Below are 23,313 nucleotides of genomic sequence, written 5' to 3'. Positions count from 1 at the left end.
CTTTAGATTAGCACTCTAACGGGACATACTGTTCAATAACATTCTCTAAGAAAATGGTTTAGCTTGTGTAATTAGAAAACTTAAATTAAATCTTCCGTAAGGTTTGTGGAGGAAGGTTTTATTAGTAGTTTCCTTGTTTTTAACACTTCGCTTTGCTACCTTTTGTTTGTTCATAATTTAACCAAAGGAAATGGCTGTGCCTAGAACTGACGGGTATAGAAGCTACATAGATGTAGATAGAATAGTCACTGAAAACGATAAACTTGTAAGTACCGGTTCCTGTGCGGCTCTTGTTCAGTATTACACTAAAGTAGGTGTGACTAGTGGTTGGGTTGCAGGCGAAGAAGTACTTGGTAGTAAAATTATAAAAAGAGGCACTGCAATAGCTACTTTTGTAAATGGTGATTACCCCAACCTTCCTTCAGGAAATCACGCAGCTCTGTTTGTCGAGCAAAATGACACTAGTATCACTGTTGTGGACCAGTGGGAAGCACTACAAAAACCTCATAAACGCGTAATCTACAAAAAGGGAAAGAATTCCGATGGGACTTTTAAAGACCCTAGCAACAATGCAGAAGCGTTTTCTATCATAAAATTAAAGTCTAACTAAAAACTATATATTTGATATCAAATATATAGCGCCTGTCTGTAAATGAATGTGGTTGATAATATCAACACTGATACTTGAGTAGTATATATAGAGGTCTGGAAAAATATATCTTGTGGTTTTTAAGATGAGTAAAATATTGGAGAAGTGGAATGCGACTTTTTATTTTTTATTTCGTACTTTTAAATCTAGTGGGTTGCGATTTAGCTCAATCTGAACGATTTGTAGTTAAAGATACTAGTTCAGGATTGCTGATATTTCCGCCTGGACCCTTACCAGAAGGGAATGCAGAAGTAATTATCCCAGGTGTTATTGATTTAACTAACTCAAGGAGTTGCGAAAAAGTTGAACTTCAAGTTGGAGCAGGAAAAATTGGTACTCGGCTTTTTCCCTCATTTGGACTGAGGTCGTCACAACAATTTGTGGTTACCATTGACCAGTCAATACGAAAAGACAAGCAAGCGGTAACTGCGGCAATAGACGCATACATCAATTCTTATGATTTATCTGCAAATATAGGACCCTTTGCTTGCCTTAAAAATGGGTCGATTCCCTTGATAAAATCTTTCATTAGTGATGCTATTCCTTCGAGTTATGAAGACACTTTGAAAAAAACATTTGGTCTTGATACAGAAACCAAAAGTGTTGAAGTGCTACCTGGGCAATCTTTCTGTGTTGAATATGCCGATGGTCGATTTAGACAAGATAGAGGTGGTGCCGCTGAGGGCCGCCAGTTTTTCTCTGGAGGCACAAAAAATTGCTATCGTTTAGAACTAGGGGCAGGAGGTAGACCAACAAACAGCTCTCTCACTTTTTCAACGTTCTTCAGGGCTATAGGAGGCATAAACGTTGCGGATACAGATTCAAATAGAAGCAGCCGCTCTGCATACTCGCGTAGGGTTGCAGGTACCGTCGATCTTCTAAATACTCAAAGTGTTCGTGATAAAATACGATACCGTTTGTTTTACAACGATACTATCCCTTCTTTCAATGATGTATCACCACCTTCATATGAATTTAACCAGACTCCATTACTAATTTCGACCAGTTGCCCAGGTTCTATGGAGTATCTTTCTTGGCTGGAAGTTAACGATCGCGCAAAAATCTGTATGGAATTGGTATCAGAACGCGATCTAAATCAGCTATTTGTTCCCAAACTTAATGAGTTTGAGAAAATTAACCCCTTGAGTGCAGTTGCATTAAAAAAGTGTGTGAATTATACCAAGGATGGTTTAAGCGAATGGAAGCCTGTTTGTTACCTCTTTAATGAGAGGGGGATACCTTTTCCACAAGTAGATATTTTGATTAACGGTGAACCTAGTCAGGTAGAAATTTATCAAACTCTATGGAATATATTGGAGCAATCAGGAACGCTTCGTTATGAAAGACTTCTGCATGAGGGAGTCAGTGCAACAGCTGTTTCTGAAGTAATGCAGAACGAACTTTCGAAGTTACATCTTTTGCGTCGTCACAATGGCCGAATTTATCCTGTGTTTTTTGAAACGATTAACATTCAAGCTCTTCAATTACCGCTTCTACCCGGAGATGAGGTATTCAAATGAAATTTATAAGAGTCGCAAACAGTATTATTTTTATTCCTGAGTTTAATGTTGTTGAGCCTATGAGTGCGCGAATAGGTTTCGTAATGTGGAATGATGATGGTCGTACAGAAATAGAATTAGCTAATTCATGGGGAGAGGGAGGGTATGCATTTTGGCCGCCGTTGTATCACGATAGTCATAACTGGGGTCGATTTGGGAATAATATATTGGATGCTTTTAAGGCACAGAATAATGTTCTGTTAGAAGGCCGAGAAGTCAGATTCGGATTTTTCTCCGAACGAGGATTCACAGCTAATGATGATTGGATTGAGGTACAAAGCAATCCCACTGCAGGTTCTTCGGATACTGTTGCAAAATCGGTTGAACTGAAGGTAGGTAATGAATCATTTAAACTCAATATTCAAAATAATGCACCAATAACATTAACTCAAGATGGTTTTTTATTCGGAACGGCTATCGTACCTCACTCATTAAGAGTCAAGAGAGAAGATGGTGGATCTCCTGCCGGAATTCCATGGCCAGTAGTTGGAGATCTTTTACTATCTCTAGCTAATTCTGAGACTGCTGGCTGCTTCGAATTTATAAGTACTCTTGATCAAAACTCTCTGGATAACTTGGGAGTGCAGCTCCGATTCTCGGTTGCAGGTGAATACGATGAGTTTTGGAATTCTGCACCTATTAATTCATCTAGATTTACCCTTTTCACCTATGATGGGCCTTTTGCTAATAGGCACAAATTAAAAGTACGGATTGATTTACAGCAGGCGTACAATAAATCTCGCACTTTCATGACTTTTGTAGGAGCAGGAGCTTATGGAACATCTAGTGAATCTCTAGCTATTCAAAGTTACTTTGAAACAGCCGATGGTCATCGAGTTGGAATGATCCCTCTAGAGGATTCTCGATTAGTATTAGAACGGTTTGTAGATGAATATATTGACGGGGAGTTGCCAAACCAGAGAGCTCAAAACTATTTGACGCCTGACGGACAATTTGAGTTGTTAGTTCATGGTGATGATGGAAGTTCATTATGGCCTGAAAGACATAAACTTTTAACAGGGCTTTCCAGAACGGAGTACTTGGAGTTTACTCCCAGAAGAGCTGATAATCTACCCGGTAACGTAATTCGATTCACATCACAACAGGCGGCAGCTGACTTTCGGACTATCCCAGATGGGTTAGGCATTAATGAGGATTTGACTGGTGATCTTTTATCGAATCAATTAACTACCTCTTGGATAGACTTACCAAGCAATATTGGCCCTGAGCTTGTAGCATCACGCCAGCCAGAGAGAATGGCGTTACATGGTAGAAAAGTCGAAAAAGGTTTAGATGAAGATGTTGGTCTTCTGTCTTTTGAACCAAACTACGTTGAGCATAATACTCCTATCCCCATTGTGCCTTTATTGGGGTTGAGTAATACTCAAGATTTAAGCGACACCGCCATTGACTTGGAAAAAACAGTTCTCTCCTCTCAAAGGAGTAAATTATTAAGAAAGCAAGTAACTGGATTGGGAAGTGATAGTGTAGATAAAACCTTATATACGCCTCAAGGATTTAGGATCAAATTAAGAGAGGATGGCACCTGGAGTGAGTTATTGATTGCTCATATCCCTATTGAAAAGAATTTACACTCAAATATCTCTCTTGAAAATATAAATGGAGACTTTGTGGACCTGCTAATGCATAACAGAGTCTTTATGGTTACCAGCTCTAGTCAAGATATAACTGGAACAAAAATGTTCAACTTGAAGGGGACATTTAATGTAGCTGGTTGGGGCTTTTCGGCAGATCTTGGTAACAATGCTAGTGTATCCGCAAACTCTTCAACTTCTTCTTTATCGATGCCGACAGCTTTAATTGTTAAAAGCCATGATAAAAGTATCGCAGATTTGGTGAAAGACCCACAGCTTTGGACCAATCGAAATCAGTTAGGATCTGAATCCCTTCTCAATTTGCAAGCAGCACTCATCAACTATATTAAAGCTGCTAGAGAGCATGCAGTCAAAGAAAAGGTGACTAATCCGGGTGTGAAAAGTCGCTATGGTTCATTTTTGAATGCGATTGATAATCCCGACTGGAATGGTTTTTTATTGGTAAATGTGAATATTGATACTTCAAATTTACCATTACAAATCAAAGGTTTGATGGGTGGAGTTAACAAAAAACTATTGGCTGCTCATCACTTTGGTATTGAGCTGACAAGAAATGAAAAGGGCGTAAAAGGCCTTACACCTAAAAAAAGTTCTATTTTTGGTCTTGTGGATTATCCTGCTCTAGGGTCAGAGCCAGCCCCTCAACCAAAGGATCCGTATCCCAACCAACCCTCGTTGAATGATTCCCGCTATGATTTCAAACTACAGAAAATGTCAGTGCTATTTGAAAATGCTGAAGTTACTCGATTTGATTGCCGTATTGCATTATTTATTGGAGCATTATTCACAGACTCAGTGAAATCTGAGCAAAATAAAGCAGAGCATACTGGGCGTATTTTGAGTTTTGATGGTCAGTATGAAGGCCGCTTTGTTGATGGAATTAGACGTGATACCTATACCTTTATTCACAAGAAAAGCTATGAATTTAAACTCGATACATTTATTTTTGAAAAGTTGATAATAAATAAGTTGCAGTTCATTACTGAAAGTTCTACTCCTATTGGTCAGGGGAGAGAAAAAATTAAAACCCGAGTGGCACTTTGGGGGAATATGAATTTTCAGGAAGTTAGTGAAGATATAAATTTCCCAGGTATCGAAAAATTGGACTTTTATGATCTAGGTATCACTTTTCAATTCCAATTGGGTAAAAGGATAGAATTACCTGATCTCATACCTAATTTCGATATTGGGCCAGTAAGATTTGAACTTCCGGAAAAAGGCTTTGGATCTGGTTTTCTTCCTAGCCTGCCTTTTAAACTAAAGTTCTTCCAAACAGCTCCTCGCAACGACCCTATCAGTTTAGGCGAAGAAGGATATTTCGGTATGTCATTTGGTGACTCTTCCCCAAAAATACCAAAATTTCGTTTTGGTTTGGGTTTTGATGCGGATTTAGGGGCATTTGGGTCGCTAGCTTCATCTCTGAAAGGCATCAGAATGACACTTCTTTTTGGCTGGATACCAAAAGTGGAGAACGAAGGTGAAAGAAGCTTTTCAGTTGGTCTTCGATTTGAAGGAGGGGGAGGTCGAAACCTAGATATTGGCTTACAGGGAATCATGCGCCTTACAGCCGAAGACTATGATTTTGGTAAGGTGGAAACAGATAACGGAAAAAGTTATTTCATGGTGTCTATTAAAAAGGCGCACTTAAATCTATTAGGCAAAAAATTGCCCAAAGATGATGGTTTTACACTCTTTTTGTTCGTAGACCCTGAAAATCCCGATGTGGACAAAATTGGTTGGTTTATGGGACTTGATAATCTTAGCTCACCTGATGGTTTTGACGTAAAGTATCTAGGGCTAGGGCAGCGAGTAAATGCATATAATAAACCAGGTGTTCCTTCCACAGTTGAGGTTGTAGAACATCTAAAAACTCACGGTGCTATTCGCGAAGTTAAGCATCTAAAACAAAAACTTGCTGCAAGGCAGGTAGTTTATGATGCAGACAGGGGTTGGACTATTGGACTTCAGACGCTGATCTACGATGCATTTGACCTTGATATTGTGTTTATGGATCCAGAGATGTATGGCGCCAGATTGAGAGTGCCTTCCAGCAACAGCCCAGCGCCGTTATTGTTTGACGTCGATATTTTGTATCGAAAAATTACCGATGATCTCGGTGTATACTCAACCGAAATTGTATTACCAGACCATATCCGTCAAATAGAATTTGGTGCAGCATCAGTAACAGTACCTGCTATATGTTTAGATATATGGACTGATGGTGGCGTAACTGTTGACCTAGGATACCCATCAGAAAATCTTGATTTCTCGCGCTCCTTCACTGTGCAAATGCTACCTTTCCTGGGATCCGGTGGTATGATTTACAGTCGAATTAGTGGCCTTGGAGCAACTACATTTCCTCAACCTATAGATTCGAATTGGCGTTACAGTCCAGTAATGCGTGTGGCTTTTGCTGCTCGAGTTGGATTAGGTAAAGAAATCCGCAAGGGTATTCTCCGAGCTGGTTTATCACTTTCTGTATTCGGCATGATTGATGGAGTTTGGGGCAAGCTTCGTTATGTGGGTTCACAAAAGCCAGTACCTGCCACTCAAGCACCGAAAAGTTACGTTATTGTCTCTGGACGCTATGGGTTAGTCGGTGAAATATTTGGCTATGTTGATTTTCGCATTGTTCGTGCCGGTGTGAGTATTCGGGTATGGTCGAGTGTTGGAGTTGTTTTAGAAACATGGAATCCAACTACTCTGTATTTTGAAGCAGGTGTCAGTGTTCGTGTCAGAGTGGTTATTGCTCGAATCAAGGTTTTTGGCAAGAGAATAGAGATAAAAGCGAGCTTTAGTTTTCGTTCCACCATTCGTTACGATTGGAAAATTGGGAGTCGTGACAGTCGATATGAGAGCGTCTTTGGAGCAGGTTTGGGTCTGGAAGAGGTACGTCCAGTATTTGGTAGCAACTATTTAACCGCGCCTCCTATATCGTGGGATTATTCTTTCAAGGTTTGGCAAAAAAAGGAAGACTTAACCGTCTGGTTTACTCCTGATGTAAGCCTTAACGATGATGGTGTCCCTCAAGTTGTTTTATTAATGATATGCGAAGGGGGACCTGAGGCTAAGGGGATAATAGGAGAGCGACCATTTGACAAAGTCATATGGTCATTGCTTGTATGGGCTATACGAGAGAAGTTCAAAGATCTCGGTGAGTTTAGAGGTTCGGTATTAGACTGGGAACTATCTATTGAACATGTGGACAATTTAGAGCAAGCACTAGCGCAGCCAATTGCATTATCTAGTCATGGAAGTGAAGCAAATATAGCTCTAGATTATAATACGTTACGAAAATTCCTTAAAGAGAATTTTAATCTGACAATTCGCGAACACCCTGAAGGAGGTGCTGGTGAATCAAAAGGTGGAGCACAGTTTCCGGTGCCATCGGAGCTGATTCTACAAATTGAAGATAATGGTATTCCATATGAGGTTAAGTTGTCAGATTTGCGCAAAGTTTCTGAAAACTACCAGACTGAGCTAGATGAGTATTTCGAGAAAATGCTGGTTCTGATGGATGAGCGAAAGATCGATACAGGTCTGGGCTCCGATTCTGAAAGGTTAGCGATAGAAATACTGTTTGAAGATTATTTTGCTCTGCTTATTAAAACTGCAGTAGAAGAAGTGAAGCAGGCTCATCTGACATTTAGCGAGAGTCATATTGCTGTGTCACGGTTGCTACAAAAGATGACACTTAACCCAGAAACCGACCCAAATAAGCCGAAACAAGATGCGTTCAGCAGAATTGCCGCCTCCGCAGGAAGATATCAATTTTATGGACTGCGGGTAAAAAAACCTGATGATCCGCAAGATACCATGGCCTTTTTTGATTTGGCGCAGCTACAAATACCATTGCGAACCACAGTGAAAGAATGGTCATCTGCATTTGCGAATCAACTAGACTATAGATTAAGTTTGTCAGCAGCTCCAGAAGCTTGGTTTAGTGTTAACGCAGCCGAAAGTAAGCTTGATATCGATGCCTTAGAAGCAATGCGTTTAGTCGATATTCATCCTGACTGGGTTGATGCCAAAGTTCTCAATATTTTGCGTGGACAAAACCGACGCTATGGTTTCTCTGATCCTGTTAGAATCTCATCAGAACAAAACTACAATGGTGCTCTGTATGGAACATTGTGGCCAATTACTGAAATGTTGCGAGCAGACTTGCATAATCGTTTAGGGGAAAATGGTAAAGGTTCATTACCTTTGACCTTAAAAGTCGGTAATGCAAACAATAATGAAGATGAGGATAAACATATTAATCATTGGCAATGGACCTCGAAAATTCAGCTTCATATAACAAGGGTGGAACGAGTTGATGGAGATAGTCAATTTGTACCTAATACTTATATGATCGGCGGCGTTAGTGAAGCCAATCGGTACGTATTGGATCGCCTCTTAACTGATAAAGATAGCAGATGGTACGAACAACCTGACAAGTTGGATGTTTTCCTGCTTCATGAGGATTTGCAAAGTGAAGGTGCCCTTAAGCACCTGCCGTTGAATCGCAGTGACTCTTTTGCTTTCAAAACCAACCTTTCTCGCATCTCTCGTCCCCATGGATTTGTGGAAGATGGTTTTGGCTATGATGAAGAAATAGAAGATAACTTTGCAGCGAATTTTACGGCAGCGGAAAAGCTCAAACTGTTGGAAATTATCCGCCAAGGCAGTGTTGTCAATTCTGGTGGATACTTTCTTCACATTGAGACAAAAGATGGTAGCGGGCTACCTTCCGCTATTTTTGATTCCAATAATGATCGTACTTACTTGACCCTGATGATTGTATTCAAAGGTGAGAATCTGCCTGCGAGAGAGTATTTCACCAACCTGTATATCCCTAATGAAATAACCGACAGTGCGATTACTGATGCGTCAGATAGCGCTTCTAAGAGCTTTTTGTATGCTGAATCTGAAGACAAAGTGTATGAACCTGTTATAGAGCCTGGACATATTCCATTAAACGTCGTAAGGGCGGCACCCTTTAGGCGCTACATTAAATCAGATGGTACTCGCGGAACTCTTGCACAGGCTGTGGCTGATGTAGACGTTGATATGTTGTCTGAAACAGAAAGAGTGGCAGCGCTCTTCGCGGCAGGTAACATCGAAGTTGAATTGGAGGAGCGGTTCAATTTATTGGAATGGGAAATAAAAGGCGATGCAGACTTTGTAGCTCAGTCTGGGGACAGTGTGCTACCAATTGGTCCGGCTGACTTCGAAGAGAGTGACGAGATTCCAGAAACATTTAATAGAGAAGACTGGCTGTATGAGCAGCTAGTACCCGCGTACAAGTTTGCTCAACAAAACGTTGGCCTTTCTCCAGAAGAAAGGAACTTATATGCTTGTGTTGGAAAGACAATGACATTTCGGATTGGTTTCAGAGATATTTACGGAAATCGCTTAAATAGAAGCCCATCTCGCCCCATTAACATAAGATTGGAGTATTTTGATCATCTCTTAAACCCATTGAAACTCCCTGCTGTAGCATCGTCCTATGCCTGGGGGAGAAGTGGTTCTCTAGAAATTATGTTGTGTGCATCGTTCGACCCCAATACCTTTGCGCGTGAAATGGCTGACGGAACTCTGGTTTTCTTTGACCCGGGCGTAGAAAATGATCCCGAAAATGATGCTTTGGGTGAAAGACTAATTGAATCACAAAGACTGTACCGCAGGATGCAACAGCAGCTCGCCGATCCAAATATCACTGCTGGTATCGAAACCAGTTTGAGTACAGACTGTATTAGTTTATGTCGAGATAAAATCAATAAACTAAGAAAATTCTGTGTTGAAGGGTACGCTGTTATCGAATCACTTTTGCAAGGGGATTCACCAGTGAACCGACCATCTTGGAGCCAGACTGTAAAAGTACTGAAAATGCCAGAAGAGGACTTTGTCGAAATCAAGGTTGCTCTTTGCATTGCCCGCAGTCAGTCTAATGTTATCCGCATGCCTGATGCAACTGAAAAACCTTACTTGCCAGCTTGGAAGAATACCACAGCGATTGCTCCTAAAACAGCTGCAGCTTTAAAAGAGGGAAGCGAAAAGCTGCTGAACTATGCGATTGCTTTCAAAACAGCATTTGAAGGTTTTGAACTTACTACAGGTGTAGGAAGACAGGGCACTCAATCCTTCTGGGCAGTCTCTTCTAAAGTCATTCAACTTCAAATTGATTGGCAAGTCGTCAGTGAAGGTCCCGCTATTTTTGCACCTCCTCCGCTCTCAACAAGCTTGCTCTCCGCCGAATTTGAGTATGACGAACCTCTCAATACAGCGACAATGTCTAAGCTCAAAGCCTCTATACGCGATGCAGATATTGATGATTACATGCGCTTGTTTCTAAGAGATATTGCGAGATTTTTATCGCCTGAAATTGCAGTACCAGCCAGAAAAATATCAGGAAGTGTGTTAGATGAAGTACTGAGATATAAGCGGGAACTTGCTGGCAAATTGGCTGCAAAAATCACTACGGTTCTAATTGATGAACGACCATTTATTAATGAGGCTTCGTTACCGGCAAAGTCTGTGTTTAAAGATAGACTTATTACTGATCTACCCAGTGCTTACGATGTTGATTCAGTGCTCAGTTATCCACTGAAAATCAATAGTGCTTTTAAAGACCAAGACGCACCTAGTGTTTACGGTCGCATCGTTCTTGCCAGTGAGGATATTACAAGTTTGCCAATAATGTTCCGACCTGTGAAAGTTCAGTTAGATAGCAATAGTCCATGGTTGGTGGCACTATTTGATTCAAAACGTGAAAAGCGTAGAGCCGAAGAAAAACTTAATCCAAATTTTCTAATCACTCATGTGGAACAGACATTTGATAGTAAAGACTATCGTCCATCAGCCTGGTTGAAGCTTATTGAGGAAAAAGAGATTCCGCTTACACCGCCAGCATCAGGTCAACAAAAACCTGTCAGTATACCTGTACCACTGAGGCGGTTTCCGGTAACGCCAACATTAATGGCGCAGAGCTTCACGCCTCAAAAAATAAAGGAATCAGATTCACTTATAGATTGGTTTGAACAAGCCCGGGGCTGGCATTTTAAAACGGATTATGGCAGACCCGATGTCGACCAAGATACAGTGTACTTTGATGTACGCTATAACAATCAATACATCGTTATTCCGCAAGGAGGAGCGGCTACAGAAAACGAACCTAAAAATTGGGTTTCACTCTTGTTTAAGAGTCTCGTTATTTACAGGACCCACCGAGATGAAATTTGGACTTCTCTTAATAAATTACCTACAGGACAATTTTCTCAACAGATACAAAATGCGGTAACAGCATTCGCGAATCTTGCTAAAGCCGTTACCGAATCATTTCAGCAGGATTTGGGTCTCGAAGAGGGAGGAATGCTAGGTCTGGTTGACAAGTTCAAAATTGATGAAGATCCCATTGAAAATGGTAGTAAACGTCGAATTGACTTAATTTGGAAAACTCCTACACAGGAAAGACGAGCTAAAGAGTTAAGTATTGTGCCATTGAGTAATACAAGTCAGTTAATCCCCACAGAATCGCCAGTGTACACAGCTGATAGTGTGCAAGTGATTTATCAGCGTAGGCCAGATCACCTGCAATTTGGGGAAGGCGAATGGATACGTCGTAGAGTAGGATTGAATGGACTAGATATTCTCTCTACAGAGAATGCTTGGAGTGGCCTGGAGTTGAAGCGCAATGAGGATTTAATTGATGGACGCACAACCAATCCAAAATTTGTTTACTCCACCTCGGCAGTTCGATTTGGTCAACATTTGACTCCAACCTTAAAACGTTTTGAATCTATTGATATAAGTGATGGAATAGATCGCACGTTACAAGAGCACCTTATTCAAATGTTCAACTCAATGTTGAATGTTGCAAAAGCGCCAAGCGATATGAGAAATATGGCACGATGTGATATTGGCTGGGGTTATGACAATGAACTACTCGCAGAACTTGTTCCTGAAGTGGACTCTAATACGTTAATTACTCGTACTCCAATACCGAGTCAGAGATTAGTAGCTCGAAACATAAATCTACTTGGAACAGTAGCAGGATCAGAAGAAACCATTGAATCAGTTGCAGCTTCAGTTCAAATCGCAGCTCAAAATACGGTGCTCAATAAGGTGTATCCTACAATTGAATCTGGCACTGACAAAGGCAAGCCAAGGGGAGCTTTGGTTTTTGATGTGACAATTTATGCGCATATCGAGGAAGAAAATAAACCTACTCTTCAGTTGTTCAATTTAACCCTGCCTCTAGCGCGCATTTTGAGGAGAACATAGTATGCCAGGTCAGATTATGATCTCTAGAAAACAGGACCCTAGCATGTCTGAGTTAGGTACTTCTAGGGTATTTATTCCTGAAACTGTCTCTGAGGGACCTAATAGCAAGTTAATACGAATTATAGGTTTACCAGTAGTGCAGCCAGACCAGTTTGGTAATTTTATCAGTGAAATAAATAATGATGCATTCGATGCTGTGCATACGTTTGCCGCTGTTTGGAGAGTTGATAATATGTTACGACGCGCATTCAGAGCGGCAGACGAGAATGTACCTTCCGGTTGGCAGTGGGGAGATTCGCCGTTAAAGGTCCATCCTCATTTCAGTCATCGGTCAGGAGCTTGGTATCGTCGACGTTCAAAACGCATTGAATTTAATTACTTTAGTTATAAGACGGAAGTAATTTATACCTGTCGTTCTTACGATATTGTTGCTCACGAAACAGCCCATGCAGTATTGGATGCAATGAAACCAGACTGGTATCCAGGCAGTAGCTCACTGAAACAAACATTGGCAATCCATGAGTCTTTTGCTGATTTAACAGCCGTATTCGCGCTTTTAGATCAGCCTACTGTATGCACTGATATCATTGCCTCTAGCCAGGGAGATCTACATGCCAAAACATTTCTCTCCTTGTTTGCAGAGCAATATGGTGCAACAAAGAGGCATTTAAATGGGTACATGAGAAATGCAGATAACGATTTACGTCTTGAAGATGTGGATAGGAGTATGCGATATGAACTTTCGAAAGTTTTGACTGGTGCAATTTACGACATATTTGTCGACGTATTTGAAATACATATATCAGATCCTTACTGCAATTTTGCAGCTACTCTCAACAGAGTTGGAGAGCTCGTCCTACACAGGCTGGTCGATGCTATTATCAAAGCTCCTGAATCAAATGCCACGTTTAAGGATATTGCTGAAATAATGATTAGCAATGAGCAAGATGAGTATTATCGCCAAATAATGATACGCCACTTTGGTTACAGAGGTATTTTATTAGATTCGACGGGAGATATAGACTACATACCTGATACTGAGCTAGGTTTAGATGAATTTTGTAGTTGTCCTAATTCTAACATCACAGAATAAAAATTACTTCTTGGCGTGAGACAATTTGAATAATCTTCGAACATTGGCTGATAAATTTAACATTATCCAGTGATAGGTTCTATTTCAGTCTCGGGACTAAGTTTGAGTTAGCCTCTATTGTTATAGATTAAATTCAATTGCTTCATAAAATAACTTAAATCAATGGTTTATGTAATTATAGAACAGTTGGGTTAATTAAAAACAGTTTTTGATTCATATAATCTTCTTAGTCGTAATGAAACATCTTACTCATCTCATCACATAACTTAGTTCGGTAGATAACTGATGATTGCAATAGCTCGACATCGTCAGGTGATAGGAGAGGGCGGCGGGTTTTCTTATCGAACCGTGTTGTCATTTCTTCGAATAGTTGTCTATGCAGTCGCTTTATGTCGTCAAAAATTTGCTGCGACTGGGAGAATAAAAACACTTTGTCGTAGTCGCCATTTTTAAGTGAGGCTAGGTATTTTAAAAGAATGGCTTGCCGTGCTGCTTTGTTTTTGAAGGAGTGTTCGACTTCTATGGCTGCAATTGAGCCATCTAATAAGCGAACTGCGCCATCGACTGTTCGGGTCTCTGTGCTTGTATTGGCGCGTTTGAATTCGGGTTCAGTTATAAAGCTTTGCCACATGGGGGCGTAGGTGCCATCACTATGATAATTGTGAATGCCTCTTAGCATCACGAAGGCGTTAATTAAGTTATGCATTACGTTGTTGTGGTTAAACTGTAAAGCGGGGTTGGTATTGGCTCTGAAGTACACATCAATATTCATTATTTCTTCAGCGTACTTTGCAGCACTGTAGGTTGGAACATAGACTCGCCCATCAGGGCTACGATGTGTTTTAACGAGCTTTAAAAAGCCATCGTTGGTGAGCCTATTTAAATGCTCTAAGGCTAATCGGTGTGAGATGCCGTAAAGCCAACTCGCAAGGCCTGGTGTGATGATTGTAAATCGAATGGCAATGAGAGTTGAGAGCCTCAGGCGATTGCTAAACTTTTGATGATTGTTTGCACCTTCATAGTAGTGCATATCAATATCAAAATAGCGAGGGTAGGCGAGCTGAAGTTGGTTACTGGTATTGTTGTTTTGGATGTTTGTCATGTTTAAAGACCCAGGTTGTTAGTTTGAATCTTTAATTAACAACCCACCTTGCAAATTATCGCTTTTTAGCGATTGTTTGCCGGTTTTCCTACCGGGATGCTTTGTACGCATGCCCGGCAGAGTTGTCGCGATGATTATCGCAACAACAGGCAGCTTTCAGCTGATGTCTTCACAACGTTGTTGTTCAAACATATGGCTTAAAACGCCCGTCATCTCTGATGTTGCTCCGCAACGAGCTGACTCAACGAGCTACCGCTCTAGCGTATTAAGCCATAGCGCGAATGTACCGAGCTACGCTCTGTACTCACCGCCACAATGCCGCTTTATGAACAGGCGATGGGTGCCCCATTATCCGCCTTCATCATATCGCTTACTTTTCTATCGAAAAGGTGGTTCGCTTTTCAATTTGTACCAAATTTCAATCGAATTTCGCTAGGGCGAAACATCATCGCGGTGAGTACAGACCAGCTGTACATTCGCGCTGCTCCATGTTTCTTCGGCTTCGCCTACGGCACATTACGCGACTTATTGGTCTCATTCTGAGACGCTTTTTATTGCCTAATTTCGTTCCGAATTAGGCTGGATTTGATGTCTTTCAGACGAAAAAGTAAGCCTACTTCGTAACAAAACAAAGTAATATTTTCTGTGAATAGTGAGATAAATAGAAAAGAAGAAAGTGATAATCCAAACTGTTTGTTGCTGAGCTTCGCAGTCAAACGAGTTTGTTTTTTATCACAAAATCATTAACTTTTAAAGAGAACTCACCCACTCTAAGAGGTTAAAAATGACGACTACATCAATTAATCCTGCAACCGGTTTACCTATCAATGATGCTGATAATGGCAATTGTGTTGATATAGGTGGCAACGTATTTGGCACAGATAACAGTGACTTTTCTGATACAACTAGCTGTGATTCTTTCTCTGTATTTGATGATACTGATTGGGGTATAGATATTTCTTGCGGTGGAATAGATGAGTTTTAAACACTCATATATCTATTGCAATCGTATAGAGATTGTTATCGCACTGATTCTATTCAGTGGTGTTGGATTTACGTTTTATCAGCTTAAGACCACAGAAAATCTCGTTTGGCTAATCGTAATGAGCCTGTTTTGCACCAAATTTGTAATGGGTGCAACGGGCTACTATATCTATGCAGAAAAGCACACACCCAGCATGAAAAAGATGCTTGAGTATGTGTTACTAAGGTTTTACTAACCTCCTATGTTTGTCCACCAAAGCGCCTTTAAGGCGCTTTTTTTGGTTTATAAGAGAGTAAAATCGTAGTTGTATCAGAATTTAAAAAAGCGCCCACAGGGCGCTTAGAATTAAAGGTATTTGTCTCGTAATTTTGATTCTATGAAACTTAAAATGTCAGCACATATGTATGCCAAAATAATCTGCTCATAGCCTTCGAGTAAGTTAGCAGACGCCAGTCTAGAAGTTGCGGGGTAATCAAGAACCCACAAAAATATCGCAAGTGAAATAAACAAATAAATACTATTCACACCGACTCGTACTAACCCAAGTACGAGCTCTAAACAAAATGTCTTCACACAGATTCTCCTCATTTGTACTGTGCAAATACGTATGTTTGTTAGGTGATCATTTATAGTCATTGAATATTGACAAGTCATGTCTTTCTCAAGCTCGCTTTTTAGTGCAAAAGGGCTATTTGATCTATGAAAACTAAACTTTTAAGCCTGGCAATCATAAGCTTGTTATAAACACAGGGTGGAATTAAGCAAACGTTTTAAGAGTTAATTTCAGTGCTTTTTTTTGCCCAGCAATAGCATGAAAAAGGTGGTTGAGAGTATGTTAATTGGGTTTTATTGATCACTTGTGTTTTTTATAGCAAAGCATCTTTATGGCACTTTCCTTTGATAAAAATAGACAGTATCAGAGTAGCTATGGGTTGAGTAACATCGATTAAATAGATGAGTCTATGCCAGGTACCTCTGTATTTTCGAGTGTTTTTTAGGCAGTAAAAGTGCTTGTCAATAGAGGAGGGAAAGACGAAGGTTGAATATTAACGATTTTTAACAATAAGTGTATATATTTAAACATTTTATTGTTTTTGTTTCTTTTGAATATTAGGTTTAATGGTTGGCTTACTTCAGCGTGCTGCCAAAATTCGATAAGGCTAATGTGTTATCAATAAACTCTATAAGGTTTTTAAGGTTAAAAGGTTCAGAAGGTTGTCTCGGCGTAACTGGCCTGCCATAAGGACTTTTTTAATTAAATATGGATAAGTTTGAGGTTGAATAAGGAAAAAATAGAAATTGTTTATGGATATTAATGAGGTTGTTGGTGGAAATATATGAGGTTGTCTAGTTTTCACTCAAAATAGCTGGTAAGAAATGTGATGTAAAATTGATTCAGAAATGGACTTTAGAATTAAAATAAAATAGGTCCTAGATTTGATAAGTAATAAAAAAAGAAAAGCAGTCATTAGTAACGATTTAATAGGCTCCAATTGGGAATTGGATATAAATGAAATGCGGGTACTTTTGTATGCTCTATCGCAGGTAGACTCTGTATACCATAACCCTGGGGAGGTTGTTATTTATCCGAAAGAGTTTGCGTTTCACATGAATGTTCAAGAAAAAAATGTCCATAGAACGCTAGCTTCAGCCGTGAAAAAAGTTAGTGAGAAAGAATTAAAAATACTGCAGCAAGATTTAAAAGTTCCAATTTTTGAATATATTAGATATGAAAAAATTGATGGTGAAGCACAAGTTAGTCTTAAATTTTCAAAAGATATTGAAGTATACCTATTTAATCTATCTGCTAACTACACCAGAATATATATAGCGGATTTATGTCGTTTAAATACAGTCGTTCAGATCAGGATGTATCTACTACTGAAAAAACATGAATTTAATCTCGCATTTAAAAGAACTGTAGATGTTATATTTACTTTAGAAGAATTAAAGGCACTTCTTAATATAAATGGCACATATAAGTTATGGTCAGATTTTAAAAAGGGAGTTATTTCTCCAGTAATAGATAAAATTAATAATGTGACCAATCTAGAAGTAGAATTTTGCTCCTTTAGTAACTCAAGGAAGGTTAGCGGTGTACACTTTAAGTTAAAGAAAGTATTGGGTAAAAGCATCAGAAAGCCGAGACTTCAAAAGCGGCCTCATTGCTTTTCAGGAAGTCAATTAGAATTTGATTGGGCAAAAAACAATCTTGGACTTCTTCAAAAATATCATTTGGAGATTTTAGATTTAGGACCTGAAAGAAAAATTGACTCAGAGGAAATAAAAAAATGTATTCGATATGCAAAAATCACAAATAATCTAGAAAGTAAAAAGTTATATGAAGAATTATTACAGCATGGTAAACCCCTAAAGGAAAGTGTTTATGCTGACTCTTAAAGCAAAAATCCTTCAATTGACTCATTAGAGACATAAAGTTGTAGTGGCTTATGTCCTGTCTTATAGTTTAAAAGAACGGGTTTAGATTTCGCCTTACAGGCGGCTTTGAGAGATTAGCAGACGGCCGCTTTAACTCATTTTTGGATAGAAATGAGTTAGAGTATTTATTCGGTATCGCTAAATTAACAGGCACAAATGCACCGCGATAATGGCGAAGCCGCGCTGCGTTTGTGTCCCAAGTGACTGAAGGGAACGAGTTTAGCGCCTTGTTGTATCGTTTCAACTATGAAAAACAACGGCTGTTACGATCCCAAGTCCAATAAAGATTCCCGACACCTGAGAAAGGTACCAAGCTGACACGTTGGTTTTTGTAGAGATATTTTTTATAAACTTTGTATACCAATTATTACTAGGAGGAAGCGAATTCAAATGATTCGAAATGGCCTCAAAAGCGCCTAACGCGAAAACAACAGCAAGTGCGAATAGTCCAAGTGAGATTTGAAGTAAAAACAAATAACTGCTGGTTTCAAGGAATGTATTCATGCAAGCTACTTCACCTGCAATTATTGCTATATTTGTTGTTGTCCATGTTTTAAGTAAATCAACTTAGATCTTAAATTTTTCTAGTTCTTCTATTTCCATTCCTTGGAGATATAACGCCTCAATAAGAGGTGAATGCAGTTTGGAACAAACTGTAATGAATCCTACTTAATTGACTTGTTAGCTTTCCTTACCACCGAATAAGCCCTTAAGAATATAACCCACTAACCCAACTACTACTGAGGTTGCTGTAAACATACCTAGTATTACTTCTTTAGGTATTTCTTTATTCAGAGTAACCTGAGAAGTAAAGTAAATAATAACAGCTAGAAACATCATCGCGCACCACAGCCACATAAAGAATAACACGTTGTAGGCTAAAGATTCTTTTAACTCTGTTAGTTTTTCTTTATCTGCTGCATCAGCATGAGTAAGCCTAGTTCTTGCAGTCTGTTCATCTAATGAGAGTTGCGCCTTAATCTCTTGCTCGGATGGGTCCACATTCGAAGGCTCTTTTACTGGGGTTTTGAAGGGATCGGTCATAACCCAGAGACACTCTCTGGGTTAGTCACTACTTTACGGTAATGGTTTTTGATTAACTCATTAGGTATCTTAGCAAAGTAACATGATTTCCCGTTATTCTTATTCCACACCTCATCCCAAGGAGTATTTTCTTGGTGTGTTGTTGTTATAAGAGACTCCGGTGTCCTGTTTGCATATAAATCTAAAACACCATTCAAACAAGTAAGCTCGTCCGCTGTAAAATCGGCATCAATAGTTACATTATCAATACCTTCTGTAGGTACTTTATTTGCACCATTTTCCTTGAATTGGTTGTAAATACTGTGGATAACAGGACCATATTTCCACGCCTGTATCTCGTCCTTAACAAGAGGTGTACTTTTCCAACCAAGCATATAACCATGTGCTATATAGACCAATTTCTGTAACTGTAAGTTACTTAACTGTATGTCTTTTTCTTTAGCTAATTGTAGTAACTTATAAGCCACATCTACTGCATCGTACATATTTGACCACCCCTCAGCTAACACCCATTTATTACCTTCATTGTCGTACTTTACTGTTTGTTTGTCCAGTGACATATTAATCTCCTTTCGTTTATTTGTATTGAAACAAAAGCTAGTAGATTAACTGATAATCTAGGGAAAGCTAACGCCCTGTTAAGGTGTGAGCAACGTAATACCAATGCCACCGCATCCCACCTTAATCACTTAAACCAACGTGTGGTAAAAATGCCACGCGTTGCAAATCACTCTTAAACAGTTTGTTAGGCTTTACTTTCAAAAGCTCAGTGAATAGTTATTAATCGACTAAGTACTTTCTTGCTGAGCCATAAATTTTATGAAGATCTTTAAAAGTATGACGTAATGCTCGACCTGCTAATTTGCTTTCGTAAGCTGCACGGTTCTTAGGTTGTGGCCTTGTGCTTTCTAGTGTTAATTTCCAGCACCAATCTTGAAAAAGTGGAATTTTAGAGTCTAGTTCCACCGCAACTGCCCATCGGTGATGCACAACATTTCTGGCATAGCGAAAGCCTAGAATCACCTGCTCATAATCAGATTTTGAGTTTGGTAACTTTAGCATCCAATCTTTACCAAAGCGTTCATCAAAAAATTCTTCTATAACATCCGCCCAACCCAAAGTTTCAACTAAAGGGATATATAAAGACTTTGAATCACCACTAATTTTAGCGTCATCACGCTGAGTTCTCAGACGCAAAAATGCCTCATCATAACCTTTTAGGATGAGATCAATATTAACCATAATTACTTCCAACTCACTAAATTTTCCGAATACAACCTAACAATTTTATAGTGCGCTCATCCCACATATTTTCTGCCGACGCCACGCACACCTTAATACATTATAGAGTTTTAACAAATAACCCTAGGTATTGCCACCACTAAGATTTATAAATTATTGTATCTATAATAACTTATATGACGGAAAGGCGAATTAAATTTATAAACCGTCGATGGATAAATGTGCTTTAAACCAGTAGTAAAGATTCTCCAAACGGAGGTCTCTAATTACTTAAAAAACAACTGACTAAATTTGTTCCTTAAACTGCATGTGATTTAATTTCCATTCTTGTTGAAAAAATGCATTATTGAATCAATAAAATAAAAAGTTTTATATGTAAGGATATCTAGTGACTATAGCAAATCAAATAAGAAGCAAGTTACTTGAGTTGGAAGGTGGTATTTTTCAAAGGTTGTGTGATGATTGGCTGCATCGCAAAGGTTATGAAAACATCAATTCTATAGGGATGATGGATACAACAGATCGAGTAACCAAAGGTACTCCTGACTGTTTATTTATTCAGCCTGATGGGTATTACCTGTTTTCAGAATATACAGTCCAACAAAATCGCCTTGCAGAAAAGCTTGAAGATGACATAAATAAGTGTTTCGACGAACAGAAAACAGGTATTAAAAGTGAGCATATAAGCGAAATTATAATTTGTTATTTAGGAAATTTAACAACCAAAGAGATCAATCATTTAAAAAGTTTATGTCAGAAAAGACACGTAAGGCTTGGCCTAAATGGACTCGATTCAATATCTTTAAGCATACAAAATTGCTACCCCGTTTTATCAGAACAATATTTAGGATTAGCGCTTGATACAGGGCAACTGCTTTCCGTAAATGACTTCGTAACTAGGTATGGAAAAAACAATCTCACAACGCCTATAGACAATAAGATACTGTTCCAAAGTGACGCTATTGACAAAGGTTTAGAACAGTTACGTCGTTGGAAATTATTACTTGTTTCAGGTGCAGCTGGTGTTGGTAAAACATTATTTTCAGTCAATCTTGCAACTGCAATGCAAAAAAATAATCCAGATTTAAAAGTGTATTGCTTGTTTGACAAAGGTGCTGATTTAATAAGAGATATTACGGCTTATTTTAGTGAGCCTGGTGACTACTTAATATTTGTCGATGATGCTAACCGTTTGGATAGGCGGCTTGACTACATATTGCATTATTTAAACGAGAATGACGAAAACAGAACTTTTCGAATTGTTGCAACTGTTAGAGATTATGCTCGTGACTCAGTGCTTTCCCAAGCTAGTAAATTCACAGAGGTTCAAGAACAAACAATTCAACCTTTGACAGACGAACAAATCAAAGAATTAGTAGTTGAATTATTCGACATTAAAAACGGGGAATACCAACAAAGAGTTCAAGAAATATCAGGCGGAAATGCTAGATTGGCAATGATGGCCGCTAAAATTGCTGTAGAGACGAATCAAATTGAATCTATACAGAATGTTGCATCACTATATGACGACTACTTTAGTCAAAATGAAAACATCAGAGAAGTAGTTGAAGATGAAAAACTAATGACTACTGCCTGTGCAATTTCATTCTTTAGAAAAATAGACAAGTTAAATAATTCGCATATGGAGTGGCTGCAAAATTCATTTGGAATTTCATCAGAAGAATTTTGGGGGTATGTAGAAGTTCTGCATAAAAAAGAATTGGTAGACTTATATGAAGATGAAGTAGTTAAAATTTCAGACCAAGTACTATCTACCTACCTTTTTTACTTATCTGTATTTGAGAAGAAAGTCATATCATTTTCGATGATAGTCCATCATTTTTATCCTGATTTTAAAAGAACCATAGTTGATGCCTTAAACCCTATTATTAGTGCTTTTGATCATAAAAAAATTGTTACTGAAATTAGAACGGAAATCAAAGGAATATTTAAAGGCATAGAAAACTCTGGTGATTTAAATAGTTCAATTGAGTTTTTAAACTCATTTTGGTTTGCCCTCCCTACTGAGACATTAATTTTTGCCAATACACTGATATCTAAGATGCCAATAGTTGTTGAGTCTTGGCAAGATGAAGCCTTTGAAGAGGCTAAAATCGATGATAACGAATACTCTCTAGTATCCTTACTAAGCCGCTTCAGGAATTATAGTGATGATGAGTTTAAAATGTCTTTTGACTTGCTGCTGCAATACCTTTTAAAGAGCAAAGGGTCTCTTGGTTTTGTTATCAAAACACTTACAGATAGTTATAACTTTAAGCCTGATGATATGCGCTATGGATACTATGTTCAGGCTCATGTTGTTGATAGGTTAGTTGAACGAAGTGAACATGGTGCTAATTATCTATTTTCAAGAATATTTATTTTGTTAGCTAAATCTTTTTTGAAGGTAGAACATACCGAAAATAAGTGGGGACGCGGTGACACAATCACTGTGATTACATATAGACTTACACCCGACGAATATCTGACTCAAATTAGGGAAAAGATATTTAAAAACTTAGCTACACTAATGTGTTTACCCGATTATGAACAATTAATCCAAGATATTTTTCAACTATTAATCAGTCGTCTAAGGTTTGAAGGGAAGGAAATGGCAGAAGCCGACTTGCCATTTATTGCTGAATTCTTTATTTCCAATTTAGACCCCAAAAACACGTCACATTGCCTGATCATGCAAGATCTTTTTGAGCATTTAGATGCTCTTGAAATTAAGTACCCTTCCAAATGGCAAGCTGAGTTCAATAATTCAACGGTTGAGTTGTCGAATCTGCTTCGACAGGATAGGCATGAAATGCGTTTGCTAGATATGAGTTACGAAGAATATGACCAATATCGACACCAATGTTTTGTTGATTACTTTACAGTCACAACAATTGAAGGATTTCGTAAATTTATGAGTCAGTGTGTTTCCTTACAGAACTCACTTTTTGGCAGAGAGCTGGATTATTCACTCAAAGTTGGCATTGAAAAGAGCTTGGAAGTAATAGCCGAAAATCATCAGGATAAAATTAAGGAGATAGCATCTATATACATTGACTATGACGATACATTCAACATACAGCCTGGCTCATTAATATGTAACCTATTCAAAGCATTAAGTTGTTCTGAAGTATGGGAATTAATAAATAGTAAATCATACCGTTGGAAGAAATATTGGCGCTCTTTCTATTTTTCAATGTTACCTGAAAATGAAATTAATGGAGATGAAACGTATTCGCTACTAATTCACCTAAACGATACACCTAGCAATGAACTTCCAACCTGGCTTGATTATTTATCTAAGTACCAATCTATAGAT

General features: G+C 38.7%; 12 protein-coding genes. 8 read left to right on the top strand and 4 right to left on the bottom strand.

Translation table 11 applies throughout. The features are described from left to right. Nucleotides 1–196 precede the first annotated feature (196 nt). From L1D51_RS12290 to L1D51_RS12275, 4 genes are all read left to right on the top strand, one after another. The gene (locus L1D51_RS12290; RefSeq protein WP_239963782.1) at nucleotides 197–610 is read left to right on the top strand and encodes a BPSL0067 family protein; all 414 of its coding nucleotides are present in this window, start codon (nucleotides 197–199) and stop codon (nucleotides 608–610) included. Nucleotides 611–759: 149 nt separating this feature from the next. Continuing rightward, nucleotides 760–2,169 (top strand): hypothetical protein, encoded by a 1,410-nt coding sequence (locus L1D51_RS12285; protein WP_239963781.1) that lies wholly within the window; start codon nucleotides 760–762, stop codon nucleotides 2,167–2,169. Further along, the gene (locus L1D51_RS12280; RefSeq protein ID WP_239963780.1) at nucleotides 2,166–12,089 is read left to right on the top strand and encodes a hypothetical protein; all 9,924 of its coding nucleotides are present in this window, start codon (nucleotides 2,166–2,168) and stop codon (nucleotides 12,087–12,089) included. Before L1D51_RS12285 ends, L1D51_RS12280 begins: the two co-directional genes overlap by 4 nt. A gap of 43 nt (nucleotides 12,090–12,132) precedes the next feature. Next, nucleotides 12,133–13,182, top strand: coding sequence for a gluzincin family metallopeptidase (locus L1D51_RS12275; RefSeq protein ID WP_239963779.1), 1,050 nt, complete (start codon nucleotides 12,133–12,135; stop codon nucleotides 13,180–13,182). Between the two features lie 226 nt (nucleotides 13,183–13,408). Here L1D51_RS12275 and L1D51_RS12270 read toward each other — a convergent pair whose 3' ends face one another. Further along, the gene (locus L1D51_RS12270; protein WP_239963778.1) at nucleotides 13,409–14,284 is read right to left on the bottom strand and encodes a hypothetical protein; all 876 of its coding nucleotides are present in this window, start codon (nucleotides 14,282–14,284) and stop codon (nucleotides 13,409–13,411) included. 784 nt (nucleotides 14,285–15,068) lie between these two features. Here L1D51_RS12270 and L1D51_RS12265 point away from each other — a divergent pair. The 3 genes from L1D51_RS12265 to L1D51_RS12255 all read left to right on the top strand — a co-directional run bounded on the left by L1D51_RS12265 (nucleotide 15,069) and on the right by L1D51_RS12255 (nucleotide 17,669). Further along, on the top strand, nucleotides 15,069–15,269 hold the full coding sequence (locus L1D51_RS12265) for a hypothetical protein (RefSeq protein WP_055022470.1): 201 nt from the start codon (nucleotides 15,069–15,071) through the stop codon (nucleotides 15,267–15,269). Continuing rightward, nucleotides 15,259–15,504: a hypothetical protein gene (locus L1D51_RS12260; RefSeq protein ID WP_239963777.1), complete on the top strand. Its 246-nt coding sequence runs from the start codon at nucleotides 15,259–15,261 to the stop codon at nucleotides 15,502–15,504. Before L1D51_RS12265 ends, L1D51_RS12260 begins: the two co-directional genes overlap by 11 nt. A 1,202-nt stretch (nucleotides 15,505–16,706) precedes the next feature. Further along, nucleotides 16,707–17,669, top strand: coding sequence for a replication initiation protein (locus L1D51_RS12255; RefSeq protein ID WP_239963776.1), 963 nt, complete (start codon nucleotides 16,707–16,709; stop codon nucleotides 17,667–17,669). Between the two features lie 720 nt (nucleotides 17,670–18,389). Here the strand turns inward: L1D51_RS12255 and L1D51_RS12250 are convergent. The 3 genes from L1D51_RS12250 to L1D51_RS12240 form a co-directional block, all read right to left on the bottom strand. Then, nucleotides 18,390–18,752, bottom strand: coding sequence for a hypothetical protein (locus L1D51_RS12250; protein ID WP_239963775.1), 363 nt, complete (start codon nucleotides 18,750–18,752; stop codon nucleotides 18,390–18,392). After that, nucleotides 18,749–19,312, bottom strand: a complete 564-nt coding sequence (locus tag L1D51_RS12245; protein ID WP_239963774.1) for a Panacea domain-containing protein — start codon at nucleotides 19,310–19,312, stop codon at nucleotides 18,749–18,751. The genes L1D51_RS12250 and L1D51_RS12245 overlap by 4 nt, the downstream gene beginning before the upstream one ends. A 220-nt stretch (nucleotides 19,313–19,532) precedes the next feature. Further along, nucleotides 19,533–19,994 (bottom strand): hypothetical protein, encoded by a 462-nt coding sequence (locus tag L1D51_RS12240; RefSeq protein ID WP_239963773.1) that lies wholly within the window; start codon nucleotides 19,992–19,994, stop codon nucleotides 19,533–19,535. A gap of 388 nt (nucleotides 19,995–20,382) precedes the next feature. Between L1D51_RS12240 and L1D51_RS12235 the strand changes: the two genes are divergently transcribed. Further along, on the top strand, nucleotides 20,383–23,313 hold a 2,931-nt coding region (locus L1D51_RS12235; RefSeq protein WP_239963772.1), incomplete at its 3' end, for an Mrp/NBP35 family ATP-binding protein.

The sequence above is a fragment of the Pseudoalteromonas shioyasakiensis genome (genome assembly GCF_022398475.1).
Lineage (GTDB): Bacteria > Pseudomonadota > Gammaproteobacteria > Enterobacterales > Alteromonadaceae > Pseudoalteromonas.
Note: the sequence above shows the minus strand (reverse complement) of the source record. Positions and strands in the feature narration are given on the sequence as shown.

Bases quoted from the DNA above. Each gene is read 5' to 3' on its own strand.
- L1D51_RS12260 (WP_239963777.1), top strand. From the start codon at position 15,259: ATGAGTTTTAAACACTCATATATCTATTGCAATCGTATAGAGATTGTT.
- L1D51_RS12245 (WP_239963774.1), bottom strand. From the start codon at position 19,312: ATGTCACTGGACAAACAAACAGTAAAGTACGACAATGAAGGTAATAAA.
- L1D51_RS12285 (WP_239963781.1), top strand. From the start codon at position 760: ATGCGACTTTTTATTTTTTATTTCGTACTTTTAAATCTAGTGGGTTGC.
- L1D51_RS12275 (WP_239963779.1), top strand. From the start codon at position 12,133: ATGTCTGAGTTAGGTACTTCTAGGGTATTTATTCCTGAAACTGTCTCT.
- L1D51_RS12265 (WP_055022470.1), top strand. From the start codon at position 15,069: ATGACGACTACATCAATTAATCCTGCAACCGGTTTACCTATCAATGAT.
- L1D51_RS12270 (WP_239963778.1), bottom strand. From the start codon at position 14,284: ATGACAAACATCCAAAACAACAATACCAGTAACCAACTTCAGCTCGCC.
- L1D51_RS12250 (WP_239963775.1), bottom strand. From the start codon at position 18,752: ATGACCGATCCCTTCAAAACCCCAGTAAAAGAGCCTTCGAATGTGGAC.
- L1D51_RS12240 (WP_239963773.1), bottom strand. From the start codon at position 19,994: ATGGTTAATATTGATCTCATCCTAAAAGGTTATGATGAGGCATTTTTG.
- L1D51_RS12280 (WP_239963780.1), top strand. From the start codon at position 2,166: ATGAAATTTATAAGAGTCGCAAACAGTATTATTTTTATTCCTGAGTTT.